Annotated in this window: 23 protein-coding genes; 5 read left to right on the top strand and 18 right to left on the bottom strand. The window is 48.8% G+C overall.

Features of this window, described 5'->3' with window-relative positions; translation table 11 throughout:
* Positions 1-5: 5 nt before the first annotated feature.
* The 16 genes from M1B78_RS06230 to M1B78_RS06305 form a co-directional block, all read right to left on the bottom strand.
* Positions 6-974: a hypothetical protein gene (locus M1B78_RS06230; RefSeq protein WP_257930564.1), complete on the bottom strand. Its 969-nt coding sequence runs from the start codon at positions 972-974 to the stop codon at positions 6-8.
* Positions 975-1150: 176 nt separating this feature from the next.
* Positions 1151-1732, bottom strand: coding sequence for a LemA family protein (locus tag M1B78_RS06235; RefSeq protein ID WP_136010715.1), 582 nt, complete (start codon positions 1730-1732; stop codon positions 1151-1153).
* A 141-nt stretch (positions 1733-1873) separates the two neighbouring features.
* Positions 1874-2773, bottom strand: a complete 900-nt coding sequence (locus M1B78_RS06240) for a TPM domain-containing protein (RefSeq protein ID WP_257940192.1) — start codon at positions 2771-2773, stop codon at positions 1874-1876.
* A 40-nt stretch (positions 2774-2813) separates the two neighbouring features.
* A complete protein-coding gene (locus M1B78_RS06245) occupies positions 2814-3809 on the bottom strand; it encodes an alpha/beta hydrolase (RefSeq protein WP_257940193.1) in 996 nt (331 codons plus the stop codon).
* Positions 3809-4555 (bottom strand): shikimate dehydrogenase family protein, encoded by a 747-nt coding sequence (locus M1B78_RS06250; RefSeq protein ID WP_257940194.1) that lies wholly within the window; start codon positions 4553-4555, stop codon positions 3809-3811. Before M1B78_RS06250 ends, M1B78_RS06245 begins: the two co-directional genes overlap by 1 nt.
* 64 nt (positions 4556-4619) lie before the next feature.
* On the bottom strand, positions 4620-5279 hold the full coding sequence (locus M1B78_RS06255; RefSeq protein WP_257940195.1) for a hypothetical protein: 660 nt from the start codon (positions 5277-5279) through the stop codon (positions 4620-4622).
* 95 nt (positions 5280-5374) lie between these two features.
* Positions 5375-6112, bottom strand: coding sequence for a bifunctional demethylmenaquinone methyltransferase/2-methoxy-6-polyprenyl-1,4-benzoquinol methylase UbiE (gene ubiE / locus M1B78_RS06260; RefSeq protein WP_257940196.1), 738 nt, complete (start codon positions 6110-6112; stop codon positions 5375-5377).
* Between the two features lie 70 nt (positions 6113-6182).
* Positions 6183-7127 carry a phosphoribosylaminoimidazolesuccinocarboxamide synthase gene (locus M1B78_RS06265; RefSeq protein ID WP_148356415.1) on the bottom strand — a complete coding sequence of 315 codons (945 nt, stop codon included), beginning with the start codon at positions 7125-7127 and terminating at the stop codon, positions 6183-6185.
* A gap of 26 nt (positions 7128-7153) precedes the next feature.
* A complete protein-coding gene (locus M1B78_RS06270; protein WP_257940197.1) occupies positions 7154-8155 on the bottom strand; it encodes a PhoH family protein in 1002 nt (333 codons plus the stop codon).
* 9 nt (positions 8156-8164) lie between these two features.
* Positions 8165-8887, bottom strand: coding sequence for a M23 family metallopeptidase (locus tag M1B78_RS06275; RefSeq protein WP_176469164.1), 723 nt, complete (start codon positions 8885-8887; stop codon positions 8165-8167).
* A 9-nt stretch (positions 8888-8896) separates the two neighbouring features.
* Entirely contained in the window at positions 8897-9562 is a 666-nt protein-coding gene (locus M1B78_RS06280) for a B3/B4 domain-containing protein (protein ID WP_257940198.1), read from the bottom strand.
* Positions 9562-10389, bottom strand: coding sequence for a peptidoglycan editing factor PgeF (gene pgeF / locus M1B78_RS06285; RefSeq protein WP_257930556.1), 828 nt, complete (start codon positions 10387-10389; stop codon positions 9562-9564). Before pgeF ends, M1B78_RS06280 begins: the two co-directional genes overlap by 1 nt.
* The gene (gene obgE / locus M1B78_RS06290; RefSeq protein ID WP_136010705.1) at positions 10386-11567 is read right to left on the bottom strand and encodes a GTPase ObgE; all 1182 of its coding nucleotides are present in this window, start codon (positions 11565-11567) and stop codon (positions 10386-10388) included. The genes pgeF and obgE overlap by 4 nt, the downstream gene beginning before the upstream one ends.
* A 14-nt stretch (positions 11568-11581) precedes the next feature.
* Positions 11582-12154 carry an adenylate kinase gene (locus tag M1B78_RS06295; protein WP_136010704.1) on the bottom strand — a complete coding sequence of 191 codons (573 nt, stop codon included), beginning with the start codon at positions 12152-12154 and terminating at the stop codon, positions 11582-11584.
* Positions 12155-12196: 42 nt separating this feature from the next.
* Positions 12197-12733: a hypoxanthine phosphoribosyltransferase gene (gene hpt / locus M1B78_RS06300; protein ID WP_136010703.1), complete on the bottom strand. Its 537-nt coding sequence runs from the start codon at positions 12731-12733 to the stop codon at positions 12197-12199.
* A 41-nt stretch (positions 12734-12774) separates the two neighbouring features.
* Positions 12775-14313 carry a peptide MFS transporter gene (locus tag M1B78_RS06305; protein ID WP_257940199.1) on the bottom strand — a complete coding sequence of 513 codons (1539 nt, stop codon included), beginning with the start codon at positions 14311-14313 and terminating at the stop codon, positions 12775-12777.
* A 368-nt stretch (positions 14314-14681) separates the two neighbouring features.
* Between M1B78_RS06305 and M1B78_RS06310 the strand changes: the two genes are divergently transcribed.
* Positions 14682-16193, top strand: a complete 1512-nt coding sequence (locus M1B78_RS06310; RefSeq protein WP_257940200.1) for an NAD(P)H-hydrate dehydratase — start codon at positions 14682-14684, stop codon at positions 16191-16193.
* Between the two features lie 28 nt (positions 16194-16221).
* Here M1B78_RS06310 and M1B78_RS06315 read toward each other — a convergent pair whose 3' ends face one another.
* Positions 16222-16905: a DUF5715 family protein gene (locus M1B78_RS06315; RefSeq protein ID WP_257940201.1), complete on the bottom strand. Its 684-nt coding sequence runs from the start codon at positions 16903-16905 to the stop codon at positions 16222-16224.
* A gap of 204 nt (positions 16906-17109) precedes the next feature.
* Between M1B78_RS06315 and truA the strand changes: the two genes are divergently transcribed.
* From truA to M1B78_RS06335, 4 genes are all read left to right on the top strand, one after another.
* Entirely contained in the window at positions 17110-17883 is a 774-nt protein-coding gene (gene truA / locus M1B78_RS06320; protein ID WP_257940202.1) for a tRNA pseudouridine(38-40) synthase TruA, read from the top strand.
* Positions 17884-17993: 110 nt separating this feature from the next.
* Positions 17994-18893 (top strand): DMT family transporter, encoded by a 900-nt coding sequence (locus tag M1B78_RS06325; RefSeq protein ID WP_257930551.1) that lies wholly within the window; start codon positions 17994-17996, stop codon positions 18891-18893.
* An 11-nt stretch (positions 18894-18904) separates the two neighbouring features.
* A complete protein-coding gene (locus M1B78_RS06330) occupies positions 18905-19375 on the top strand; it encodes a GAF domain-containing protein (RefSeq protein ID WP_257930550.1) in 471 nt (156 codons plus the stop codon).
* Complete coding sequence (locus M1B78_RS06335) at positions 19372-20031, top strand: DUF3256 family protein (RefSeq protein ID WP_257930549.1); 660 nt, start codon at positions 19372-19374, stop codon at positions 20029-20031. The genes M1B78_RS06330 and M1B78_RS06335 overlap by 4 nt, the downstream gene beginning before the upstream one ends.
* Here the strand turns inward: M1B78_RS06335 and M1B78_RS06340 are convergent.
* Positions 20018-20908 carry a YitT family protein gene (locus M1B78_RS06340; RefSeq protein ID WP_136010694.1) on the bottom strand — a complete coding sequence of 297 codons (891 nt, stop codon included), beginning with the start codon at positions 20906-20908 and terminating at the stop codon, positions 20018-20020. The genes M1B78_RS06335 and M1B78_RS06340 overlap by 14 nt on opposite strands.
* Between the last annotated feature and the right edge of the window lie 32 nt (positions 20909-20940).

Below are 20940 nucleotides of genomic sequence, written 5' to 3' on the forward strand. Positions count from 1 at the left end.
TGGTGTCACTTATCATTCTCCTGATGATTTAGATAGAAACCAATTGTTCTTGTCGGAGTTTTGCTGCGCAAGGTACCTTGCACGGTATAGGGCTTTCCTGTTTTGGCATTGCGCAGATAGAGGGTGTAGCCGGCGGAATAAACCTGATATTCGGCTATGCGTCTGATTTCTGTGATACCCGGTTGCAGGGTCATGGTCTTCATGAAGGGCGGCTGCACACTCATTTCGACAAGTGCGTTTCCGTTTTGGAAGTACTCTATACGGTCGTTGCCGGGTTTCAGTCCCTGCGAGATGTCGGCAGATGGGAGCTCGATGGAGGGCAGACCGTCATCTGTTTGTGCAAAGTGTATGGAGGTGGCGCAGGAGAGGTATATGTGACGGCGCATCCATTCGTTCAGGTTGTAGGTGCGCACTTCCGGTTCGCCGGAGCTGTTGAGGCATAGCAGATAATTGTCTTCAAAAATTTCGGTACCCACGGATTCGGGGATGAGGTTGTATTCTATCCGGTCTATCACGTAACCGCTGCCCGGAGATTGGGTGAAGCGTATCTCTTGTTCCTTGCCGTAATGGTTCTTATTGCCTATCAACACGGAGAAAAGAAAAGGATTGCCGGTGGGGTTGTCGCCGATGTACACTTGCAGTTCCCTGTCGTTGGGGCGGACAAGGATTAACTCTTGGCCGAGGTCTTTTACTACGATTTTTCCTTTGTCTTCCAAATGGCACTTGGTGATACCCATGTCCGTGCCGTCCAGTGTATAGAATTGTCCGTAAAGCCCGTAAATCTCTTCGCCTTTATAGGCATTAATCAGCGACCACTCTGGAGTATTGAATCGGAGAGTCAGCGTGTCGCCGTCGCCGCTGAGCGTGGCTTCGGTGAGGGGGAGTTTGACTTCGTCCACAAAAACGTCACCGTTGCAGGCATACAAGCCGGACAGTATAAGGAGGGTGAAGATGTATTTCAACGCATGTTTCATTGTTTGTATCGGGTTAAAAGGAATGGATAACGGGAGCAAATGTATAAAATAAAAGGTACGTCCGGTTATACGGGCATACCTTTTTAGCTTTTATTAGATTATTTATGTTGATATACAGTTGCTTATGAATATGTGATGCGGGCTGTATTATTCAATTCATGCTTTTGCGTCCATTCTTAGAACTCTACTTTCGGTGCCTGTTCCGCACCTTCGGCAGCTTCAAAGTAAGCGCGTTTCTCAAAGCCGAACAGTCCGGCAAGGATATTCTTGGGGAAGCGGCGGATGCTGGTATTGAATTCCTTCGCCGTGTTGTTGAAGTTGGTACGTGCCACGTTGATGCGGTTTTCGGTACCTTCCAGTTGGGCTTGCAGTTCCAGGAAATTCTGGTTGGCCTTCAGCTCGGGATAGTTCTCCGTGATGGCAAGCAGTTTGCCGAGGGCAGAAGTCACGGCACCTTGCGCCTTTTGATACTCGGCCAGCTTTTCGGGCGTCAGGTCCTCGGCATTCACTGTGATTCGGGTGGCCTTGCTGCGGGCCTCTATCACACCTTCCAAGGTTTCCCGTTCGTGAGAAGCGTAGCCTTTTACTGTATTTACAAGGTTGGGAATCAGGTCGGCACGGCGTTGGTACTGAGTTTCCACGTTCGACCATTGTCCGTTGACATTTTCTTCCATTGCTACGAGTCCGTTGTAACCCGTTACTGCCCAAATGGCAAGGAGTGCTAAAACTGCAATAATGATAATGGTTGATTTCTTCATACTTTTCATTTTTAAGCCTCGCCCCCGCCCTCTCTTCCGTAGAGAGGGGAGGAGGAAAGTGCGGTTATTAATCATTTAATTATATTCTATGAAATTTTTTTTCATTCCTTTTCTCCTCTCTGCGGGAGAGAGGATGAGGTTTTAGAATCTGGAACCGGCTCCACCGCCGCCGCCCATACCACCTCCGAAGCTGCCACCGCTGAAGCCTCCGCCTCCGAAGAGATCTCCTCCACCAAAAATGACCGGACCGCTGCCTCCGCCTCCCCGGTAATTCTCATCGTATGACTGCTGGCGGCGCACTACTTTGTGTCCGCAATTGCGGCAGGTGTAGGTCACGTCTTCGGTTTTCACTCCATTGCGGCGTGAGATGAGTACGCTTCCGCTTCTCTGCAATTTATGTTGTCCGCAGTTGGGGCATTTGTTGGCTGCACGTTGGGCAAGGAAACCTGTTATCAGTGCTACTCCAAAGATACCTAAAATCCCCAACAGAATACCTCCCGTAGAGAGGTCTTCCTCCTCTTCCGTGTCATTTTCCATACTGCCGTCAAGACGTGCGCAGACAGCCTTTACGCCCGCTACCATTCCGGCATCCCAATTACTGTCTTTCAGATAGGGAATCATGTACCTGGTTTGTATGCGTTTGCAGATGGCATCGGGCAAGTCTCCTTCCAGACCGTATCCCGTGTAAAACTGGATGCAGCGTTGGTCGGTTACCAGCAGAATGACCAAACCGTTGTTTTTCTTTTTCTTGCCCACTCCCCATTCATTGAGCAGCCGGTGTGAAAAGTCGAAACAATCTTCTTGTCCGATGGACGGGACAACGGCGACTACCGTTTCGATGCCCGTCTGCTGTTCCAGTGCGTAGAGCATGCGGTCTATGTCGTCACATGCCTCTGCAGACAGGATACCGGCAGGGTTGCAGACATAACGTGTCTTGTCCTGAAGGTGTACTTTAGGGATGTTCTTAGTGGTGTAGACTTCTTGTGCCTGCAAGGATACGACCAGGCACAAGAAGAATGCTATGGAAATAAATCGTTTCATACTACTAATATTTGTTGTGGCCAAGATAGGCAAAATCACATCAATGAATGTGTTTCCCTACGAATTTCTTTACATGCTCGGTGTATTCCTGCGGATAATCCTTGTAAGACATGGCATGCGTGGCACCGGGTACAATCCATAATTCTTTGGGTTCAGGCTTGGCTTCGTAGAGGGGATAAACCATCCACGTCGGCACAAAGGTGTCGGCATCACCGTGGATGAAGAGCATGGGCAAAGTGCATTTCTTTACTTGCTCCAAGGCAGAAGCTTCACGGAAGTCCCATCCGTACTCCTGCCGAGAGAGCCAGCTTGCAGTATGCAGTAGGGGGAAAGGAGGCAGTCCGAACTGTTCTTTCAATTCTCCGCGAAACTCGTCCCATACGCTTGTATAGCCGCAGTCTTCCACAAAACACTTGATGAAAGGCTGTTGGTATTGGCCATGTTCTACTTCGCCGGATACCATCATGGTGGTGGCGGCTCCCATGGAGATGCCGTGTACTACCATCTTTGTACTGCGGGATGATATGCTGTCTGCATGGCTGCGCCCGAAAAGCTCATCGGCGGTTTCAGTCCATTGCAACACGTCAAGTCGGTCTTTCCAACCCATCTGTACATGGGTTCCTTCGCTCATTCCGTGTCCGTAAAGGTCGGGAAGCAGGATATTGAAACCCATCTCCTTGCTGTACAAATAGCCTATCATCAGCATGCGTACGGCATTGTCCGTATATCCATGTACGATGACTGCCGTTTTGTCGGTGGGGAGGGCGGCTGCAACATAGAGCGCATGTAGTGTCTCTCCACGGTCGTTCTCGATGTAGAAGTCCTTCAGTGCTCCTACGGTCATCAGGCTGTCCATCCACGGTTGCAGTTCGGGATAGTGTTCGTACATGAGTTCGTAGGATGAGGCGATGTCGCGGCTTCGTGTCGCCAGTTCTTCGGGCTTCAGGGCATATCCTAGCATATAGTACCCTCCGCACAACAGCAAGGTGCAGAGGGCAGCCAGACCGAGAATTGAATATTTGATGGTTTTCTTCATTATCTATTCCAAATTTCCCATGCAGCAAAGGCTTGCAGCAGCAACATCTCCAGTCCGTTTTTAGTGACGGCTCCTTGTGTCTGGCCTTTCTTCATGAAGAGTGTTTCGTTTGGATTATATAACAAATCGTAGAGCAAATGGTTTGGGGTCAGTTGTTCATAAGGGATGTTGGGGCAGAAATCTACTTTGGGATACATGCCTACAGGCGTACAGTTTACGATGACTGTATATTCCTGCATGATTTCCGGTGTCAGTTCGTCATAAGTGAGGTAAGAGGATTCCTTTTTCGTGCGCGATACGAATACGCTTTCGATGCCTAGGTTGGCCAGTCCGCGATAGACGGCTTTGGATGCACCGCCTGTACCCAGAATCAGCGCCTTCTTGTGATGGGGTTGCAGCAAAGGCTCAATAGACTGTGTAAATCCTATGATATCCGAGTTGTAGCCGACAAGCTTTACTTTTCCCCTCGGCAGGCGGATGATTTTGATGACGTTCACTGCACCGATCTTTGCGGTGTCTTTGTCCAGTTCGTCAAGAAAGGGAATGACCTGCTCCTTGTACGGGATGGTCACATTAAGTCCGCAGAGGTCGGGATTTTCCTCTATGACTTCCATAAAGTCATTGATACCGGGTATCTCAAAGTTTACATATTCAGCGTCGATATTCTCCGATTTGAACTTTTCATTGAAATATCCGATGGAAAACGAATGTCTCAGCGGATAGCCTATTAAACCGTATTTCTGCATAATAATTAATTGTTAGAGGTTAGAGCTCTGTGATAAACAACAATCCGAAGTTCGCTAATTTACATTAGTCATTATAGTCGTCAGGATTAAATTTTTTGCGATAGAGATTAGACATCTTCTGGTCTATTTCTCCAATCATTTTTAGGTATTCTTCAAAATCACGGATGTCATACATCATTTTTAGATGGCTACAAGTAAAAGAAAAATTATCAACTATGTCATCAAATACATCTGGGTAAACTCCTTTTGGTACAGCCATTTCTATTGATTTTTTTATTTGGGAAAATACCTTTTTCAGATAGCTACTGAATGGATTATAAAATTCATCAATGAAAACGAGTTCCGAAGAATTAATGTATTTCATGTTATAAGGGTCATAACAGCCAGCATCAGTAAACTTTAATTTTTTTATCGCTATAGTCTCATATTCTATCATGCTTTCTTTATTATTTTTATTGAATATGCCTATAAACTTAAAATGCACATTAGTAAACCCACAATAGTAACTTTTGTACTTCAAAAGGAGAACTATTCTATCGAATCTTTCTTGTATTTCATTGTCTATATCTTCTTCCTCTACTATGATGTATTTTTTATTGCTTGAATTTACAAGAATCAATACTATTCCGTGTTCACAATTACTATATTCTTTTTTATATTGCTCCTTTAAGCGTGATATTCTATATAAGAAATCATCACTTACCATATCTGCAAATTTTTTCATATTTGATTGATTTAATTAATATCTTATTTCTATAATTAAAGGTCAGTGATTGATAATGAATCATGTGTAGCTCATTAATCTCTAAATATTAGTTTTTATTTTTTGGCTGTGTATAGCGTGCATGTACCAAAGGTCAGCCGTTTGAAGCGTACTTCGCTGAAACCTGCTTTGCGAATAACTTCCTGCATCACTTCGCCTTGCGGGAAAGCACGGATGCTTTGGGGCAGGTAGGTGTAAGCACTATTGTCCTTTGACAGGCATTTGCCAAGTAGGGGGATGACTACTTTGGAGTAGATGGTGAAAAGTTGTTTCATAGGAAAACGGTCCGGTGTAGAGAGTTCCAGAATGACGAGATGTCCTCCGGTTTTCAGCACGCGGCACATTTCTGCCAACCCTTTGTCCAGCCCTTCGAAGTTGCGGATACCGAACGCTACGGTTACAGCATCGAACGTGTCATCGGCAAATGAGAGAGAGGTGCAATCTTCCCGGGCAAAGGTGATTCGGTCCGAGAGGTGCGCCTGTTTTACTTTATTACGTCCCACGTCCATCATTCCCTCTGAGATGTCGGTGCCTATCAGCTCGTCAGGTTGCAACTCGCGGCAGGCCAGAATGGCAAAGTCACCTGTACCGGTGGCTACGTCCATGATGCGCTTCGGCTGGAAAGGCTTTAACCAATTGATCGCTTTCCGGCGCCAACTGCGGTCGATGCCTAATGAAAGGGTATGGTTCAGCTTGTCATAAGCAGGGGCAATGTTGTCGAACATTTCCTCTATCTGTTCACTCTTCTTTCCATCCTCACCGTAGGGCTTGATATGTTCCTGGGGATAATCCATGTTGATAGAGTTTAGTGATAAGTGACAAGTGATTAATAAATCTATTAATCACTTGTCACTAGGATATTTATCACTTATTTAAGTATTCTGTTACATTCTTTTCAATGCGTTCGGCAATGTTGCTGGTATCTTCCTTTACGAACTTCTCGCCGGTGATATGCTCGTACAGTTCGATATAACGTTCGCTGATTGAAGTAACGATTTCGTCTGTCATTTCCGGTACCTGCTGTCCTTCCTTACCCTGGAAGCCGTTTTCCATCAGCCATTCGCGTACGAATTCCTTGGAAAGTTGCTTCTGCGGTTCGCCGTTGGCAAAACGTTCTTCGTAGCCTTCGGAGTAGAAGTAGCGGCTGGAGTCGGGCGTATGGATTTCGTCCATCAGGTAAATCTTGCCGTCGTGCTTGCCGAATTCGTATTTGGTGTCTACCAGAATCAATCCGCGTTCCGCTGCAATCTCGGTGCCGCGTTTGAAGAGGGCCATGGTATATTTTTCCAATACGTCATATTCTTCGGGAGTAGCCAGCCCTTGTGCCAGGATTTCTTCTTTGGAGATGTCGGCATCATGCTCACCGATTTCCGCTTTGGTAGTCGGGGTGATGATGGGCTCGGGGAATTTCTGGTTTTCCTTCATTCCTTCGGGAAGCTTCACACCACAGATTTCACGCACGCCGCTTTTGTAAGCACGCCATGCACTGCCACAGAGGTAACCGCGTACAATCATTTCTACGGGGAAACCTTCGCACATCACACCTACCGTCACCATCGGATCGGGAGTAGCCATTTTCCAGTTGGGACAGATGTCGGTAGTGGCATCCAGGAACTTGGCTGCAATCTGGTTCAGCATTTGTCCCTTGAAGGGAATGCCTTTGGGTAATACTACGTCGAAGGCTGAGATACGGTCGGTAGCTACCATGACCAGTTTTTCACCGTTGATGTTGTACACATCGCGAACTTTTCCGTGGTACACGCTTTTCTGTCCGGGAAAGTTAAATTCAGTTGCTGTTAATGCTTTCATCTTTGTAATATTTACGATTTGAGAATTTACTGTTTCTGTTCAATCCTTTTGTCGGCTTGTTCGGCCTTGCGTCTTTCGCGCTCCGCTTTCGTTTCTTTGTCGAACTTCTCGTAGGCCTCCACAATTTGAGTTACCAGCTTGTGGCGCACAATGTCCTTCTTGTTCAGTTCCACAAAGCTGATGCCTTTTACGCCTTTCAGAATCTTCAGTGCCTGTACCAGACCCGAAGTCTGGGAAGAAGGCAAGTCAATCTGCGTCATGTCTCCCGTTACAATCATTTTGGTGTTCATACCCATGCGGGTGAGGAACATCTTGATCTGCTGGGTAGTGGTGTTCTGCGCTTCGTCCAGAATGACGACGGCATCGTTCAGTGTACGTCCGCGCATAAAGGCGAGGGGGGCAATCTGGATGATGTTCAGTTCCATGTATTCTTTCAGCTTGGCGGCAGGTATCATGTCCTGCAGGGCATCGTAGAGGGGTTGCAGATACGGGTCTATCTTGTCCTTCATGTCACCGGGCAAGAAACCGAGTTTCTCTCCGGCTTCTACGGCAGGGCGGCTGAGGATGATTTTCTTGATTTCTTTATTTTTCAGTGCCCGCACGGCAAGTGCGATGGCAGTATAGGTCTTTCCGGAACCGGCAGGACCGATGGCAAACAGCATGTCGTTTTTGGCAAAGGCTTCCACCAGTTTCAGCTGGTTTTCGCTACGTGGTATAATAGGCTTTCCGGTTACGCTGAATACGATGACATTGCCCGATTTCTCGGCCTGCGGGGCATTGCCTTTGATGATGTCGATAATGGCCTCTTCTTTCAGAGAGTTGTATTCGGCACAATATTTTTCCAGTTTGGTGATGTTCTCCTCGAATGCACACATTTCCTCCTCATCACCCAATACTTTGATGACATTGCCGCGGGCAACGATACGGAGTTTGGGGTACAAAGCTTTTATCAGTTGCATGTTGGCGTTGTTTACGCCGTAGAATATTACCGGATCAATATCTTCAAGAACAATCAGTTTTTCTATCATTGATATGCTTTAAAGTTCAATTCGTTCTTTTAGTGAAACGTTTTGCAAATGTAGTGAAACGTTTGGATACTTAAATAGTTCCATTGGGTATTTTTTTTCCAAGGGCTTCGGGTAGATGGTGGGCAATGGTTTCACGACGATCTTGTTTCCGGTTTTCAGGCAGCTGATGCGTTGCCTGTGAAGGGTTTGTTTCTTCATGTCGAAGATGAAGTTGGGGTCGAAGTGCTGGCCATTGACGCGAGTCTCAAAGTGGAGGTGTTCGGTGGTGGCGCGTCCCGTACGTCCAAGCAGGGCGATGGGTTGTCCGGCTTTGACGGTATCTCCGCTGTGTACCAGGTTTTTGGAGTTGTGGCTGTAGATGGTTTCCAGCCCGAAGGAGTGGCGCACGACTATCACGTTGCCGTATGCGCTGTAGTGCTTGGACATGCGTACCACTCCGTTGAAAGCGCTCCGTATGGTGTCTTTGGCGTGGGTCTTGATGTCGATGCCGCTGTGCCTTCCCCTTCCCCGTCCGTAGGGGGAGATGACTTTTCCGCCGGGCAGGGGGAAGGAGTATTCGCTATCCAATATGGTTTCCAAGGGGAGTTCTATTTCGTTTCGTTGCGAGAACAGTCCGGGGGTGGTGACGCGGACGTGGTTGATTTCCATGGCGGAAAAGCTGTTTTTCTTTTCTTGTGCCGTGGCATCGAGAGGGAGCAGCAGCAGACAGCAGGCAAGAATATGGTTTCTCATGGGATGGTCTTATTCAAAATATTGTATGGTTCCACCGGTGGCGGAAGCGTATTTCTCTAATAGGTGCAGTATCATTTCGGCGGCTTCTGCCAGTCCTTCCTGACCGTTGTAACCGTTGACAATGGCAAGGATATGACGGGTTTCCAGTCCCATCTTGGTGCGTTCGTGGTCGCTGGTCGGGGTACCGATACCGCCTATACGGTCGCGGTAGACGGGTAGCCCTTCTATGTTCAGCATGCCGCGGCCTATACCCTCGAACGATTCCTCGGCACGTCCTATACCCAGCTCAAGGTCGGTTCCTTGTATCTTGTCGGCATCAAATCCGCCGATAGAGTGGCCCGTACGTAGAGAGGCGAGGTTGATGAGGTCTACCAGAGTGTCAATCTGATAAAGTTCCAGTCCGCGCAGCAACCGTCTGCGCAGGGCTTCGGCAGAGGGACGGTAGCGGCTGGGGTCCTTTCCGCAACGCTTGTAGGCCTCGCGTGTGGCGGCAATGACGGGTTGATACTTGATGCTGTCCGTTGTTTCACGTGCTCTTAGCTCATGGGTGAAAGTTGCGATTTCCTGCCACAACCCTTCACAATATGCGGTATTTGTCACTTCTGCAAATACGGCTGCACCGCGGAATTCGGGGCAATTTTGCTTGATATCTTTAGAAAGTGTGATATGATACATTAATACAATCCGTTTGAATAGGTCAACATGATTCCCGACAACATCCTTCCGGATCTGATACCCATCCGGCGTGCCGAGAAAAACTCTTCATATTGGGTAAAAGTACATATATTGGCTGTCTCTACTTGTGCGGCAGGTACTCCGAAGTCCAGCAATTGCAGTCGGTTGGCGGCCCATAGGTCGATATGGTATTTGTGGGTGTCGGGTTTCCATTCGGAGATGTAATCCATCTGAAAACCGTTCTTACGGAATGCTTCATAGACTTCGTCGCCTATCTCGAAGGCAGAAAGAGAGATGCCGGGGCCGATGCAGGCTATCACTTCTTTACCCTCTGTGCCATAGCAGGCACGCATCTTGTCGAGCGTGTGGCCGAGGATATAATTCACTGTGCCCCGCCATCCGGCATGAACAGCAGCTATCACGGCATTCTTCCGGTCGTAGAGCAGGATGGGAATGCAGTCTGCCGTAGAGATACAGATGCAGTAACCCGGTTCATGGGTTATCAGTGCATCAATGCCTTGCAACATGGAGTGGCGTTCTTCTGCTGTTGCTTGCAGATAGGTTTCATCAATGACAAGTGCCTCTGTCCCGTGGGTTTGAAACGGGATGACCAGTTCTTTGGGACGCCGGGGCAGCGAAGAACATACTATTTCCTGATTGCGGCGCACAGCTTCAGCATCATCTCCGGTATAAGGCGTACAGTTGAGGGAGGCATAGTTGCCCTCACTGCATCCTCCGCGGCGGGTGGTTACAAAACAAGAAATGCCGGGATATGAGGCAAGCAGCTCATATCCCAACATTCTCCTATCTTCAGTAAGAGGAATCATTTTTTGTCTTCCTCCCAATCTTCTTCGTATTCAAAGTCCTCGAGGTCTTCTATGTCCTCATCATCGTTGACGTATTCATAGCTGAGGTCTTCGTCCTCACCCTCTTCCTTCAATTCTTCTTGCAGGTGGCTGAGGTCTTTGGCGCGGTGGGCAATGCTGTCTACTTTGCCTTCTATCTTATTGCTTTCCTTGTTCAGCTCTTCCCAAAGGATGTCTTTCAGCACCGGGATGCCCATGCCGGAGACAGCAGAGATGAATATATGCGGAATTCCTTCGGGGAGTGTCGGTTCTATTTCATCCATCAGTTCCTGGTCGAGCATGTCGCATTTGGTGACGGCAAGCACCCTCTGTTTGTCCAGCATTTCGGGGTTGAAGGTGCGAAGCTCGTTCAAGAGTATGTCGTACTCCTTGCGGATGTCGTCGCTGTCGGCAGGTACCATGAACAGCAACAAGGAGTTGCGCTCGATGTGTCGCAAGAAGCGCAATCCCAATCCTTTGCCCGCACTGGCCCCTTCGATGATGCCGGGAATGTCCGCCATTACAAACGATTTGCTGTCGCGATAGGACACGATGCCCAGATTAGGCTCCAGTGTCGTAAACGGATAATTGGCGATTTTGGGCTTTGCCGCAGAAACGGATGCCAGTAAAGTGGATTTTCCTGCATTGGGGAAACCTACCAGACCGACGTCTGCCAGCAACTTCAGTTCCATGATTACCGTCAGCTCCTGCATCGGTTCGCCGGGTTGTGCAAAACGGGGAGCCTGGCGTGTGGCGGTTTTGAAGTGCCAGTTGCCCAGACCTCCGCGTCCGCCTTTCAGCAAGATGACTTCTTGTTCGTGCTCGGTGACGTCGCAGATATATTCACCCGTTTCGGCGTTGTACACCACCGTGCCGCAGGGCACTTCAATCACCTTGTCTGCTCCGTCCTTGCCGAAGCTTCGGTTTTTGGAGCCGGATTCTCCGTGACCTGCCAGGATGTGGCGGTCATACTTCAGATGGAGTAGCGTCCAGTAGTTGCGGTTACCGCGCAAGATGACATGGCCTCCTCGTCCTCCGTCACCTCCGTCGGGGCCTCCGTTGGGTATGTATTTCTCACGCCGCATATGCGTAGAACCTCGTCCGCCCTTTCCGGAGCGGCAATATATTTTTACGTAGTCAACAAAATTCGATTCAGCCATATTCAGTTTTATTGTTATTTTACTGCGTCAATAGCCTTGCAAACATCGGCAAAGATTTCTTCCAATACGCCGAGGCCCTGGATGTGTTGATATTTGCCTTCTTGCTTGTACCAGTCAATCAGCGGAGCTGTCTGCGAGTGATACACCACCAGACGCTTCTTGATTGTCTCTTCGTTGTCGTCTGCACGTCCTGATTCTTGTCCGCGTTTGATGAGGCGTTTCATCAGTTCTTCCTCGGGCACGTCGAGGTCGAGCATTACGCTGACTTCTTGTCCGCGTTCGGCGAGCATCTTCTTCAATGCTTCGGCCTGGGCGATTGTTCTGGGGAAGCCATCGAAAATCACACCTTTACTATCCTTGAAACTGTCGAATACGCTTGCCAGGATATCAATCATCAACTCATCGGGAATCAGTTGACCCTGGTCGATGTAGCCTTTGGCAGTCTTGCCCAGTTCTGTACCATTCTTCATTTCAGCACGGAGCACGTCTCCGGTGGAGATGTGGTTGATGCCATACTTTTCTACAATCTTTTCACTTTGCGTTCCCTTACCTGAACCGGGAGCACCGAAAATTACAATGTTCAACATTTGCTTAGTTATTATTTAATGATTTACTATATTATGTATGTATCAGTCTACTACTGTATAAATGTCTGGATAGTTACGTCCGAAGCCGTCATAATCCAACCCGTAACCCACGATGAAGTCGTTCGGAATATTCATGGCCACATATTCTATGTTCAAATCAACTTTCAGCTTATCCGGTTTCACCAGCAGGGAGGCAATATGAATCTCCTTGGGACTGCGGGTACCAAGGGTGTCCAGTAGGCGCTGCATAGTGAGACCCGTATCTACGATGTCTTCTACAATGACCACTGTGCGGTCTGTGAGGTCTTCATTGATGCCTATTACTTCCTTAATTACCCCGGTAGAGGATACTCCTTGATAGGATGCCAATTTGACAAACGAAATTTCGCAGGGTATTGTGATTCGTTTCAACAAATCGGCGGTAAACATGAATGAACCGTTCAGTACGCTGAGGAATAGAGGATTCTTTCCCGCCAGGTCGCGGTTGATTTCGTTCGCTACACGGGTTACTTCTTTCAGTATGTCCTGCTCTTTGATAGAGACTGTGAACATTTTGTCTTTTATTTGTATGGTATCCATAGATGGGATGTTTTTAGAAAGTTGGGGCAAAAATACGATTTTTATTCCACTCCATGCATCATCTTCTGCAATTTCTTTGAAAGCAGGAAGAGGATAAGCGATGCTGTGGCAGACATGACGACAAACACCATGAAGAAATCGTACATCGTCTCGATGTGATAGCCCAGCAGTGTCTTTACCTTTCCGGCTTCGGGATAGAGCCCGCTCAGCGTGCCTGCAAACTTATTGGCAGTGGCAGTGGAGAGATACCATATCCCCATCATCAGCGAGGCGAAGCGGATGGGGGTGAGTTTATTCACCATAGAGAGCCCGATGGGCGAGAGACAGATTTCGCCCATGGTGTGGATAAAGTAGAGCCCCGTCAGCCAGATGAGGCTCACTTTGATGCCCGGCTGCACATCTTTCACCCCAAAGCAGATGACGAGATAGCCCAGTGAAAGTAGTAGCAGACCGATGGCTTGCTTGGTAGGCGAGGCGGGCTCCATGCCCCGCTTGCCCAAAGCACCCCATACACCCGGCATGATGGCGGCAAGTATCACCACAAAGAAGGGATTGAAGGACTGAATCCAGGAGGCGGGCATTTCCCACCCCAGGATGACGCGGTCGGTCTGTTCGGAGGCGAAAAGCGTGAGCGAGGCACCTGCCTGTTCGTAGGCTGCCCAGAAGAAAATGACGAAGAAGGCGATGATGTAGATGACAAAGATGCGGTCGCGCTCCGTCTTGGTGAGCGAGCCTTCCAGCAGGATGCTGACGGGAAACACGATGCAGGCGGTGAAGATGCCGATGCTTATCCAGTCGCCCCCGAAGCACCAGTAGAAGAAACCGGCAAGCGCGATGGCGAGTAGGGAAAGCAGTAGGTAGTTGCGTGCAGTCCGGCCGTTGGCGTGGGCACTCTTCCGGGCGGTGTTGTCTGCCTGAGGCTGCTCCTTGCGGGCATCGGGGATGATGCCGAGAGGTTGGCCGTCGGGGCCGATGAGGTACTTGTTCTTTTGGGTTTCGAAGAGGGCAATCGTCAGCACGGTGACGATGGCGGCAATGAGGAATCCCCATCGGAAGTCATGAGGGTTGCCCGTCTCGCCAAAGTAGCCGCAGACCAGCGGGGCGAGGAAGGAACCCACGTTGACACCCATATAGAAGATGGTGTAGGCGGAATCCAGCCGTTTGTCACCCGGCTCGTAGAGCTGCCCCACCAGGGAGGAGACGGTGGGCTTGAAGCAGCCGTTGCCCAATATAAGGAAAGTCAGTCCGCCGTACATCAGCCAATGCGAAAGCTCACGTGCCTCCAGCATCGAGGCGCTGGCAAACATCAGGAACTGGCCGATTGCCATCATCATCGCTCCCCAGAAGACGGAACGGCGGATGCCCCAGTATTTGTCGGCAATGTAGCCGCCAATCAAAGATGTCAGATAGACCAGTCCGGTGTAGCTGCCGTAGATGGAGGCGGCGTGCTCCTTGTCGAAAAGAAGTGCCTGGGTGAGAAACAGGATGAAGATGGCACGCATGCCGTAGTAACTGAAACGCTCTGCCGTGCTGGTGGCGAAGATAAGGTAAAGACCTTTGGGATGTCGGGATGTACTCATAGTGTATGTTCTTATTGTTTTTCGTTTTTATGATATTGAAAGTGCAAAAATAGTCATTATTTTCTTAAATTGGCGGAGATAATTAATTTATCAAATCCGATAGGGAACACAAGTTTGTGCCACTATGTTGGCACAGCTTTGCCAATGCGATGGCACAACTTTGCCAATGCGATGGCACAACTTTGCCAATGCGATGGCACAACTTTGCCAATGCGATGGCACAAACATAGGATTAATGGCTTCCTGATAATGCGGAGAACCCTTCTCCGTGACAGCACAAATAACTTGATAAAAAACGCCTTCTCTTTGTATAGTTGAAATCAAAGCTCTATCTTTGCTCTATAATTTAAAACTCAGATAATTCTGTTATGAAGATATTTCCTACTGCAAGCATCAAGCAACTGGATGCAAATACCATAGAGAATGAACCGATTTCTTCCATCGACTTGATGGAACGTGCCTCACACGCATTGGCGGAAGCCATTGAGGAACGCTGGGAGCCGGACACGCCGTTTACGGTCTTTGCCGGACCGGGGAACAACGGTGGCGACGCGCTTGCCCTCTCGCGGCTGTTGGCAGCGAAGGGATACCGGCTCGAGGTGTATCTCTTCAATACGAAAGGGACACTTTCGCAGGACTGTGAAACGAACAAGGAACGGTTGTGCGGCATGACGGGTGTGGAGTTTCACGAAGTGACGACCCAGTTCGTGCCTCCCACATTGACAGCAGGGCACGTGGTGATAGACGGCCTTTTCGGAAGTGGTCTGGACAAGGCTCTGAGTGGCGGTTTTGCAGCCGTAGTGAAGTACATCAATGCCTCGCCCGCCACGGTAGTAGCCATTGATATCCCGTCGGGACTGATGGGCGAGGACAATACCTATAATATACAGACGAATATCGTCCACGCCCATCTGACGCTAAGCCTACAACTCCCGAAACTGGCATTTCTCTTTGCCGAGAATGAACCGTATGTGGGCGAATGGCAGTTGCTGGACATCGGGCTCAGCAAGGATGCCATACATGACATGGAAACGGACTTCTGTCTGCTAGAGCATGAAGACGTGTCTGCTTTGCTGAAGCCGCGCAGTCGGTTTGCCCATAAAGGGAACTTCGGACGCGCATTGCTGATAGCCGGTTCGCAGGGAATGGCGGGGGCCTCGGTGCTTGCCGCACGCGCCTGCCTGCGTTCGGGTGTGGGGGTGCTGACGGTGCATGTTCCGTTCTGCAACAACTTCATTGTGCAGACTTCCGTGCCCGAAGCCATGACGGAGCTGGACATCAGCGACACTTGCTTTGCCGCCGCCACCGATACGGATGATTATCAGGCCATAGGGATAGGCCCGGGACTGGGAAAGGCGGCAGAAACCGAAGCGGCTCTGTTGGAGCAGATAGATATATGCCAGACTCCGATGGTGGTAGATGCTGATGCCTTGAACTTGCTGGGCGAGAAGCGCAACTATATAGGGCGTCTGCCCAAAGGGAGCATTCTGACTCCGCACCCCAAGGAACTGGAGCGTCTTGTAGGCAAATGCCAGAATTCGTACGAACGCCTGGTGAAGGCTCGCGAGCTGGCGAAGAGTGCCGGAGTGCACATCATCTTGAAAGGTGCTTATTCTGCCATTGTCACTTCTGCCGGGAAATGCTTTTTCAACCCTACCGGCAATCCGGGTATGGCAACGGGAGGTAGCGGTGATGTGCTGACGGGAGTAGTGCTTGCACTGCTTGCCCAAGGCTATGAGCCGGAAAAGGCAGCCTGCCTGGCCACGTATGTGCACGGACTGGCAGGAGATATTGCCTGCAAGAAGCAGGGGGCAGTGGCGATGACGGCAGGGGATATGGTTGCCTGCCTGCCGCTGGCGTGGAAGATGTTGGAAGAATAAAGAGATAGGTGCAATAACACTTATCCGCTTATTTCCCTCTTGTCGTAATGTGGAAGCATCCTTGCTTCAACTCGTACTTGATGTAGCATTTGTCGGCTTTCCGCAGGTCACGAAGCACTTCCGAAAGAACCAGTTTTAAGGTATCTGCGCTGACATCCTGCAAAGGACGCCCATCCTCGTCTTCTATTTTCTGAAAGCGCTTCCAGCTGACATCGAATGTCGTTCCGTAGAAATGTGCCGAGTTTGGAGAAGCATTGCGGTTGCGGCTGCGCAGGCGTTTTACATCGTTCTGGGTGCGAAGTACGGAAGTCACAATTATCTTGTTTGGATTCAGCCCTTTGGAGGTCAGTGAATCAAGGAAGTTGTGTCCGATGGTGTCCAGCAGGCTGGCGGCGCCCGGAATGAGATAAGGGATGGAATGCGTCAGTGAATCCACGGCATAGAGCTCGTTCGTCGTGATAGGTTGCAGTTGCTCCTTCATCTTTTCTGCTTCCTCGCGAGAGGAAAGCACACGTATGCCGATGGCTTGGGCTGCATTGAGATGTTTCTCATTCAAGTCTCCGAACGAGCGTTTGTAACTGACAACGCCCCGAATGTTGCGTGGTTCGTTCAACTTGAGCGACATGTCCTTCTTCTTACAGCCGGCAAAGGTGAATGTTGCGGCAGCTGCGGCAATTATCAGTATAGGTAGGATTCTGGAAGAATATCTCATCTTATAAATGTACTACGTCTGTGAAAAAACTGCGTTAATCTGTGTAATCCGTGGTGAAAACCTTGCAAAGATAATTCAAACGTTTTTAAATTGGCACTATCTTTGCTGAAAAAGCGAATATAGGCTGCACTTCAGCATAACTTTTTCATGCGAGCATGAAAGTTCTGTATTCGGTTTGCACTATCTTTGCACACAAAAAAGACCGTGCAACGATATTTTATATACTTGGCTTATGATGGTACCGCTTATCACGGCTGGCAAATCCAGCCGAATGGTGCAAGTGTGCAGGAGTGTTTGATGAAGGCGCTGAGTACCTTGCTGCGTCGCGAGGTGGAAGTAGTGGGAGCGGGGCGTACCGACGCCGGGGTGCATGCCTCACTGATGGTAGCTCACTTTGACAGCGATTCTCCTCTGGACACTGTTTTTATGACGGATAAGCTGAATCGCCTGCTTCCTCCCGATATTTCTGTGTATCGCTTGCGGGCGGTGATACCGGAGGCACATGCACGCTTTGATGCAACTGCACGTATGTATAAGTATTATGTCACTACCGCCAAGTCTCCTTTCAATCGCCAATATCGTTGTCGTCTGTTCCAAACACCGGACTTTGAGCGGATGAATGAGGCGGCCCAAACCTTGTTTGACTATACGGACTTTACCAGCTTCAGCAAACTCCATACCGATGTCAAAACCAATAATTGCAAGATTATGTATGCTTCCTGGACTCGGGTAGACGATGTGACCTGGGTTTTTACCATCCAGGCCGACCGTTTCCTGCGCAACATGGTACGTGCTATTGTTGGCACTTTGCTCGAGGTGGGTCGTGGAAAACTTTCTGTCGAAGGGTTCCGACGCGTCATCGAGCAGAAGAACCGTTGCCGCGCAGGAACTTCCGTTTCTGGAAATGCATTGTTTTTGGTGGACGTAGCCTATCCGGAAGGGCTGTTCTTAAATGAAGAACGGGAAATGAAGGATTGAGGATTAAATATTGCATATATCTTCCCGTTCTTCATTTTCAACTATCAACTATCAACTATCAACTCTCAACTATCAACTCTCAACTATTAACTATCAATTTCCAATTAAAAATGTGGTTATTACTTGCTTTCCTCTCTGCCGCCTTACTGGGATTTTACGATGTCTTCAAGAAGAAGTCGCTGCGTGACAATGCCGTACTGCCGGTGCTTTTTCTGAACACGTTATTCTCAAGCCTTATATTTCTTCCTTTCATTTTGGTATCTGCCTTTGCGCCGTCGGTGTTGGGAGGCACGATGTTTGATGTCCCCGTGGTGGGGTGGGAGGTACATAAGTTTATTGTTGTCAAGTCGCTCATCGTGCTTTCTTCCTGGATATTAGGCTATTTCGGGATGAAGCATCTGCCGCTGACTATCGTGGGACCGATTAATGCGACGCGGCCCGTAATGGTGCTGTTAGGTGCCATGCTTGTGTTTGGCGAACGCTTGAACCTTTATCAATGGATTGGCGTGCTGCTTGCCATAGCGTCCTTCTTCATGTTGAGCCGTTCAGGCAAGAAAGAGGGAATAGATTTCAAGCATAACAAATGGATTCTTTTCATCGTGCTGGCGGCCGTTGCCGGAGCTGTCAGCGGGCTGTATGACAAATACCTGATGAAGCAGCTCAATCCGATGCTGGTGCAGTCGTGGTATAATGTCTACCAAGTCTTTATCATGTGCCCCATTATCCTGCTGTTGTGGTACCCCAAACGAAAAGAAAGCACTCCGTTTCGTTGGGACTGGACCATTATCTGCATCTCCATTTTCCTCTGTGCGGCAGACTTTGTCTATTTTTATGCCCTGAGCTATGAGGACTCCATGATTTCCATCGTTTCGATGGTGCGCCGTGGTAGCGTTGTGGTTTCCTTCCTTTTCGGTGCGCTTTTCTTCCGTGAAAAGAATTTAAAAAGCAAGGCTGTCGACCTCATTTTGGTGTTGATTGGAATGTTCTTCCTATATTTGGGGAGTAAATAGACAAGAAATATATGGCAGAAGACTTATATATAAATGCTGGTAGCAAGACAGAGAAATATCAGACCCTGCTTCCTCAATTGAAAAACTTGCTGGCAGGTGAAGATGACTTGATAGCTAATCTGGCAAATGTTTCGGCGGCGCTGAAAGAGACTTTCCGTTTCTTCTGGGTAGGATTCTATCTGGTGAAAGGGGAGGAACTGGTGTTGGGACCTTTTCAGGGACCGATAGCTTGTACACGCATCAGGAAAGGTCGCGGTGTTTGCGGAACGGCATGGGATAGAGCCGAGACATTGGTTGTGCCCGATGTGGATGCATTTCCCGGACATATAGCCTGCAGCTCGCTGTCGCGTTCGGAGATTGTGGTTCCGCTGAAGCGTGAGGACGGTGAAGTGTGGGGGGTATTGGATATTGACAGTGACGATTTGGGCAGTTTTGATAAAACAGATGCCCGTTTCCTTGAAGAAATGATTAAAATGTTATGATAAGAAAACTGAGTGCTTTTTTGTTTTTGGCTTTCATCGGATGGGGATGTTTGCAGGCCCAGGAAGCCAAGACGTGTTTTAAGAATATGCCGGATTCTATATGTCCGTTGCTTAGTGCCGTGAACCGTGCGGATTTTATAGACTTTCTGGAAAGTAAGATGAAAGCCGAGGTGACCAACAGCCTTGGTGGTAAATCGGAAATGACGAAGCTTTCTCCAGACTATATACATGTGAAGATGACGCCTCAGAGCTCATGGCAGATGAAGCTCTTGCCCGTTAACGACAGTACGAAGGTGATTTGTGTGGTTGCTACGGTTTGTGCTCCGGCCTGCGACAGCCATGTCAAGTTCTATAAGACAGACTGGAAGGAGCTGACAGCTTCGTCCTATTTGCCGGCATTGCCCGTTCTGGATGATTTTATCGCTGAGGCCTCGGATACAGTGGATGTCTATGAGTATCAGGACGCCCGTCGCCAGGCCGACATGTTGCTGATGAAAGCAGACCTTTCTGCGGAAGACGCCACGTTGACATTTACTTTTACCACGACCGATTATATGGGTAAAGAAGCGGCGGAGAAACTGAAACCGTTTGTCCGCCGTTTTATTGTTTATACTTGGAATCAAGGGAAGTTTGAGAAGTCCTCTACTTCACTTTGATTTTGTCGAATCCTTCTCCATAGACTCCGATGACTGCACTTTGTGATACAAAAGCATTGGGGTCTATGTCTTTTATGAGCCGGAAGATGATGGTGGACTCCCGTTTCTTGGCCAGCACGAATAGCATTTTTATCTCTTTTCCTGTATAGAAACCCGAAGCGTTGATGACCGTTGCACCTCTATGGGGATATACCTGGATGTGCTTGGCTATCTCTTCATATTTATCGCTGATGATGAAGAATTGTACGGACTGGCGGGCACTATTCACCACTTGGTCGAGCACGAAGCTGCATATGTATAGAGTAACGTAGCCGTACACCACCTTTTCCCAATCTTTCAGAACAAAGTAGCTGGACGAGATGATGATAAGGTCACATATCAGCATGACTCTGCCCAGCGTGATGTCGCGGTATTTGTTGATTACGGCGGCAATGATGTCCGTGCCGCCGGTACTGCCGTTGTTGGAAAAGGCGATGCCGATGCCGCTACCGCAGAAGGAGGCACCGATGACACAAGCCATGAAGGGCTGGTCGTGTAGGAGGACAACACCCTCGGTCAGTTTCTGGATAATGGAAAGGAAAAAGGTCAGGGTGAATACGGCAAAGATTGTCTTTACGCTGAACTTCCATCCCAACACACGTAGGGCAAGCAATAGAAGTATAAAGTTGATGGCGAAGTACGTATATTGGACGGGAAATCCAGTGGCAAAATATACGATGGATGCAATGCCCGGTACGCCACCGGTAGTAATATCGTTGGGAAGCAGGAAGACTGTCCAACCGATACCATATAAGACCATACCCAGAGCAATCATCAGATAATCCCGCAGTTCACGCATGGTGTTCTGTCGGGAGGGAACATGTACTATTGTTTTCATTATAATTTTATGTGGTTGTAAAAAATGCGGGG

The organism is Bacteroides muris (ex Fokt et al. 2023) (assembly GCF_024704895.1).
In the GTDB taxonomy this organism is placed as follows: Bacteria; Bacteroidota; Bacteroidia; order Bacteroidales; family Bacteroidaceae; genus Bacteroides; species Bacteroides muris.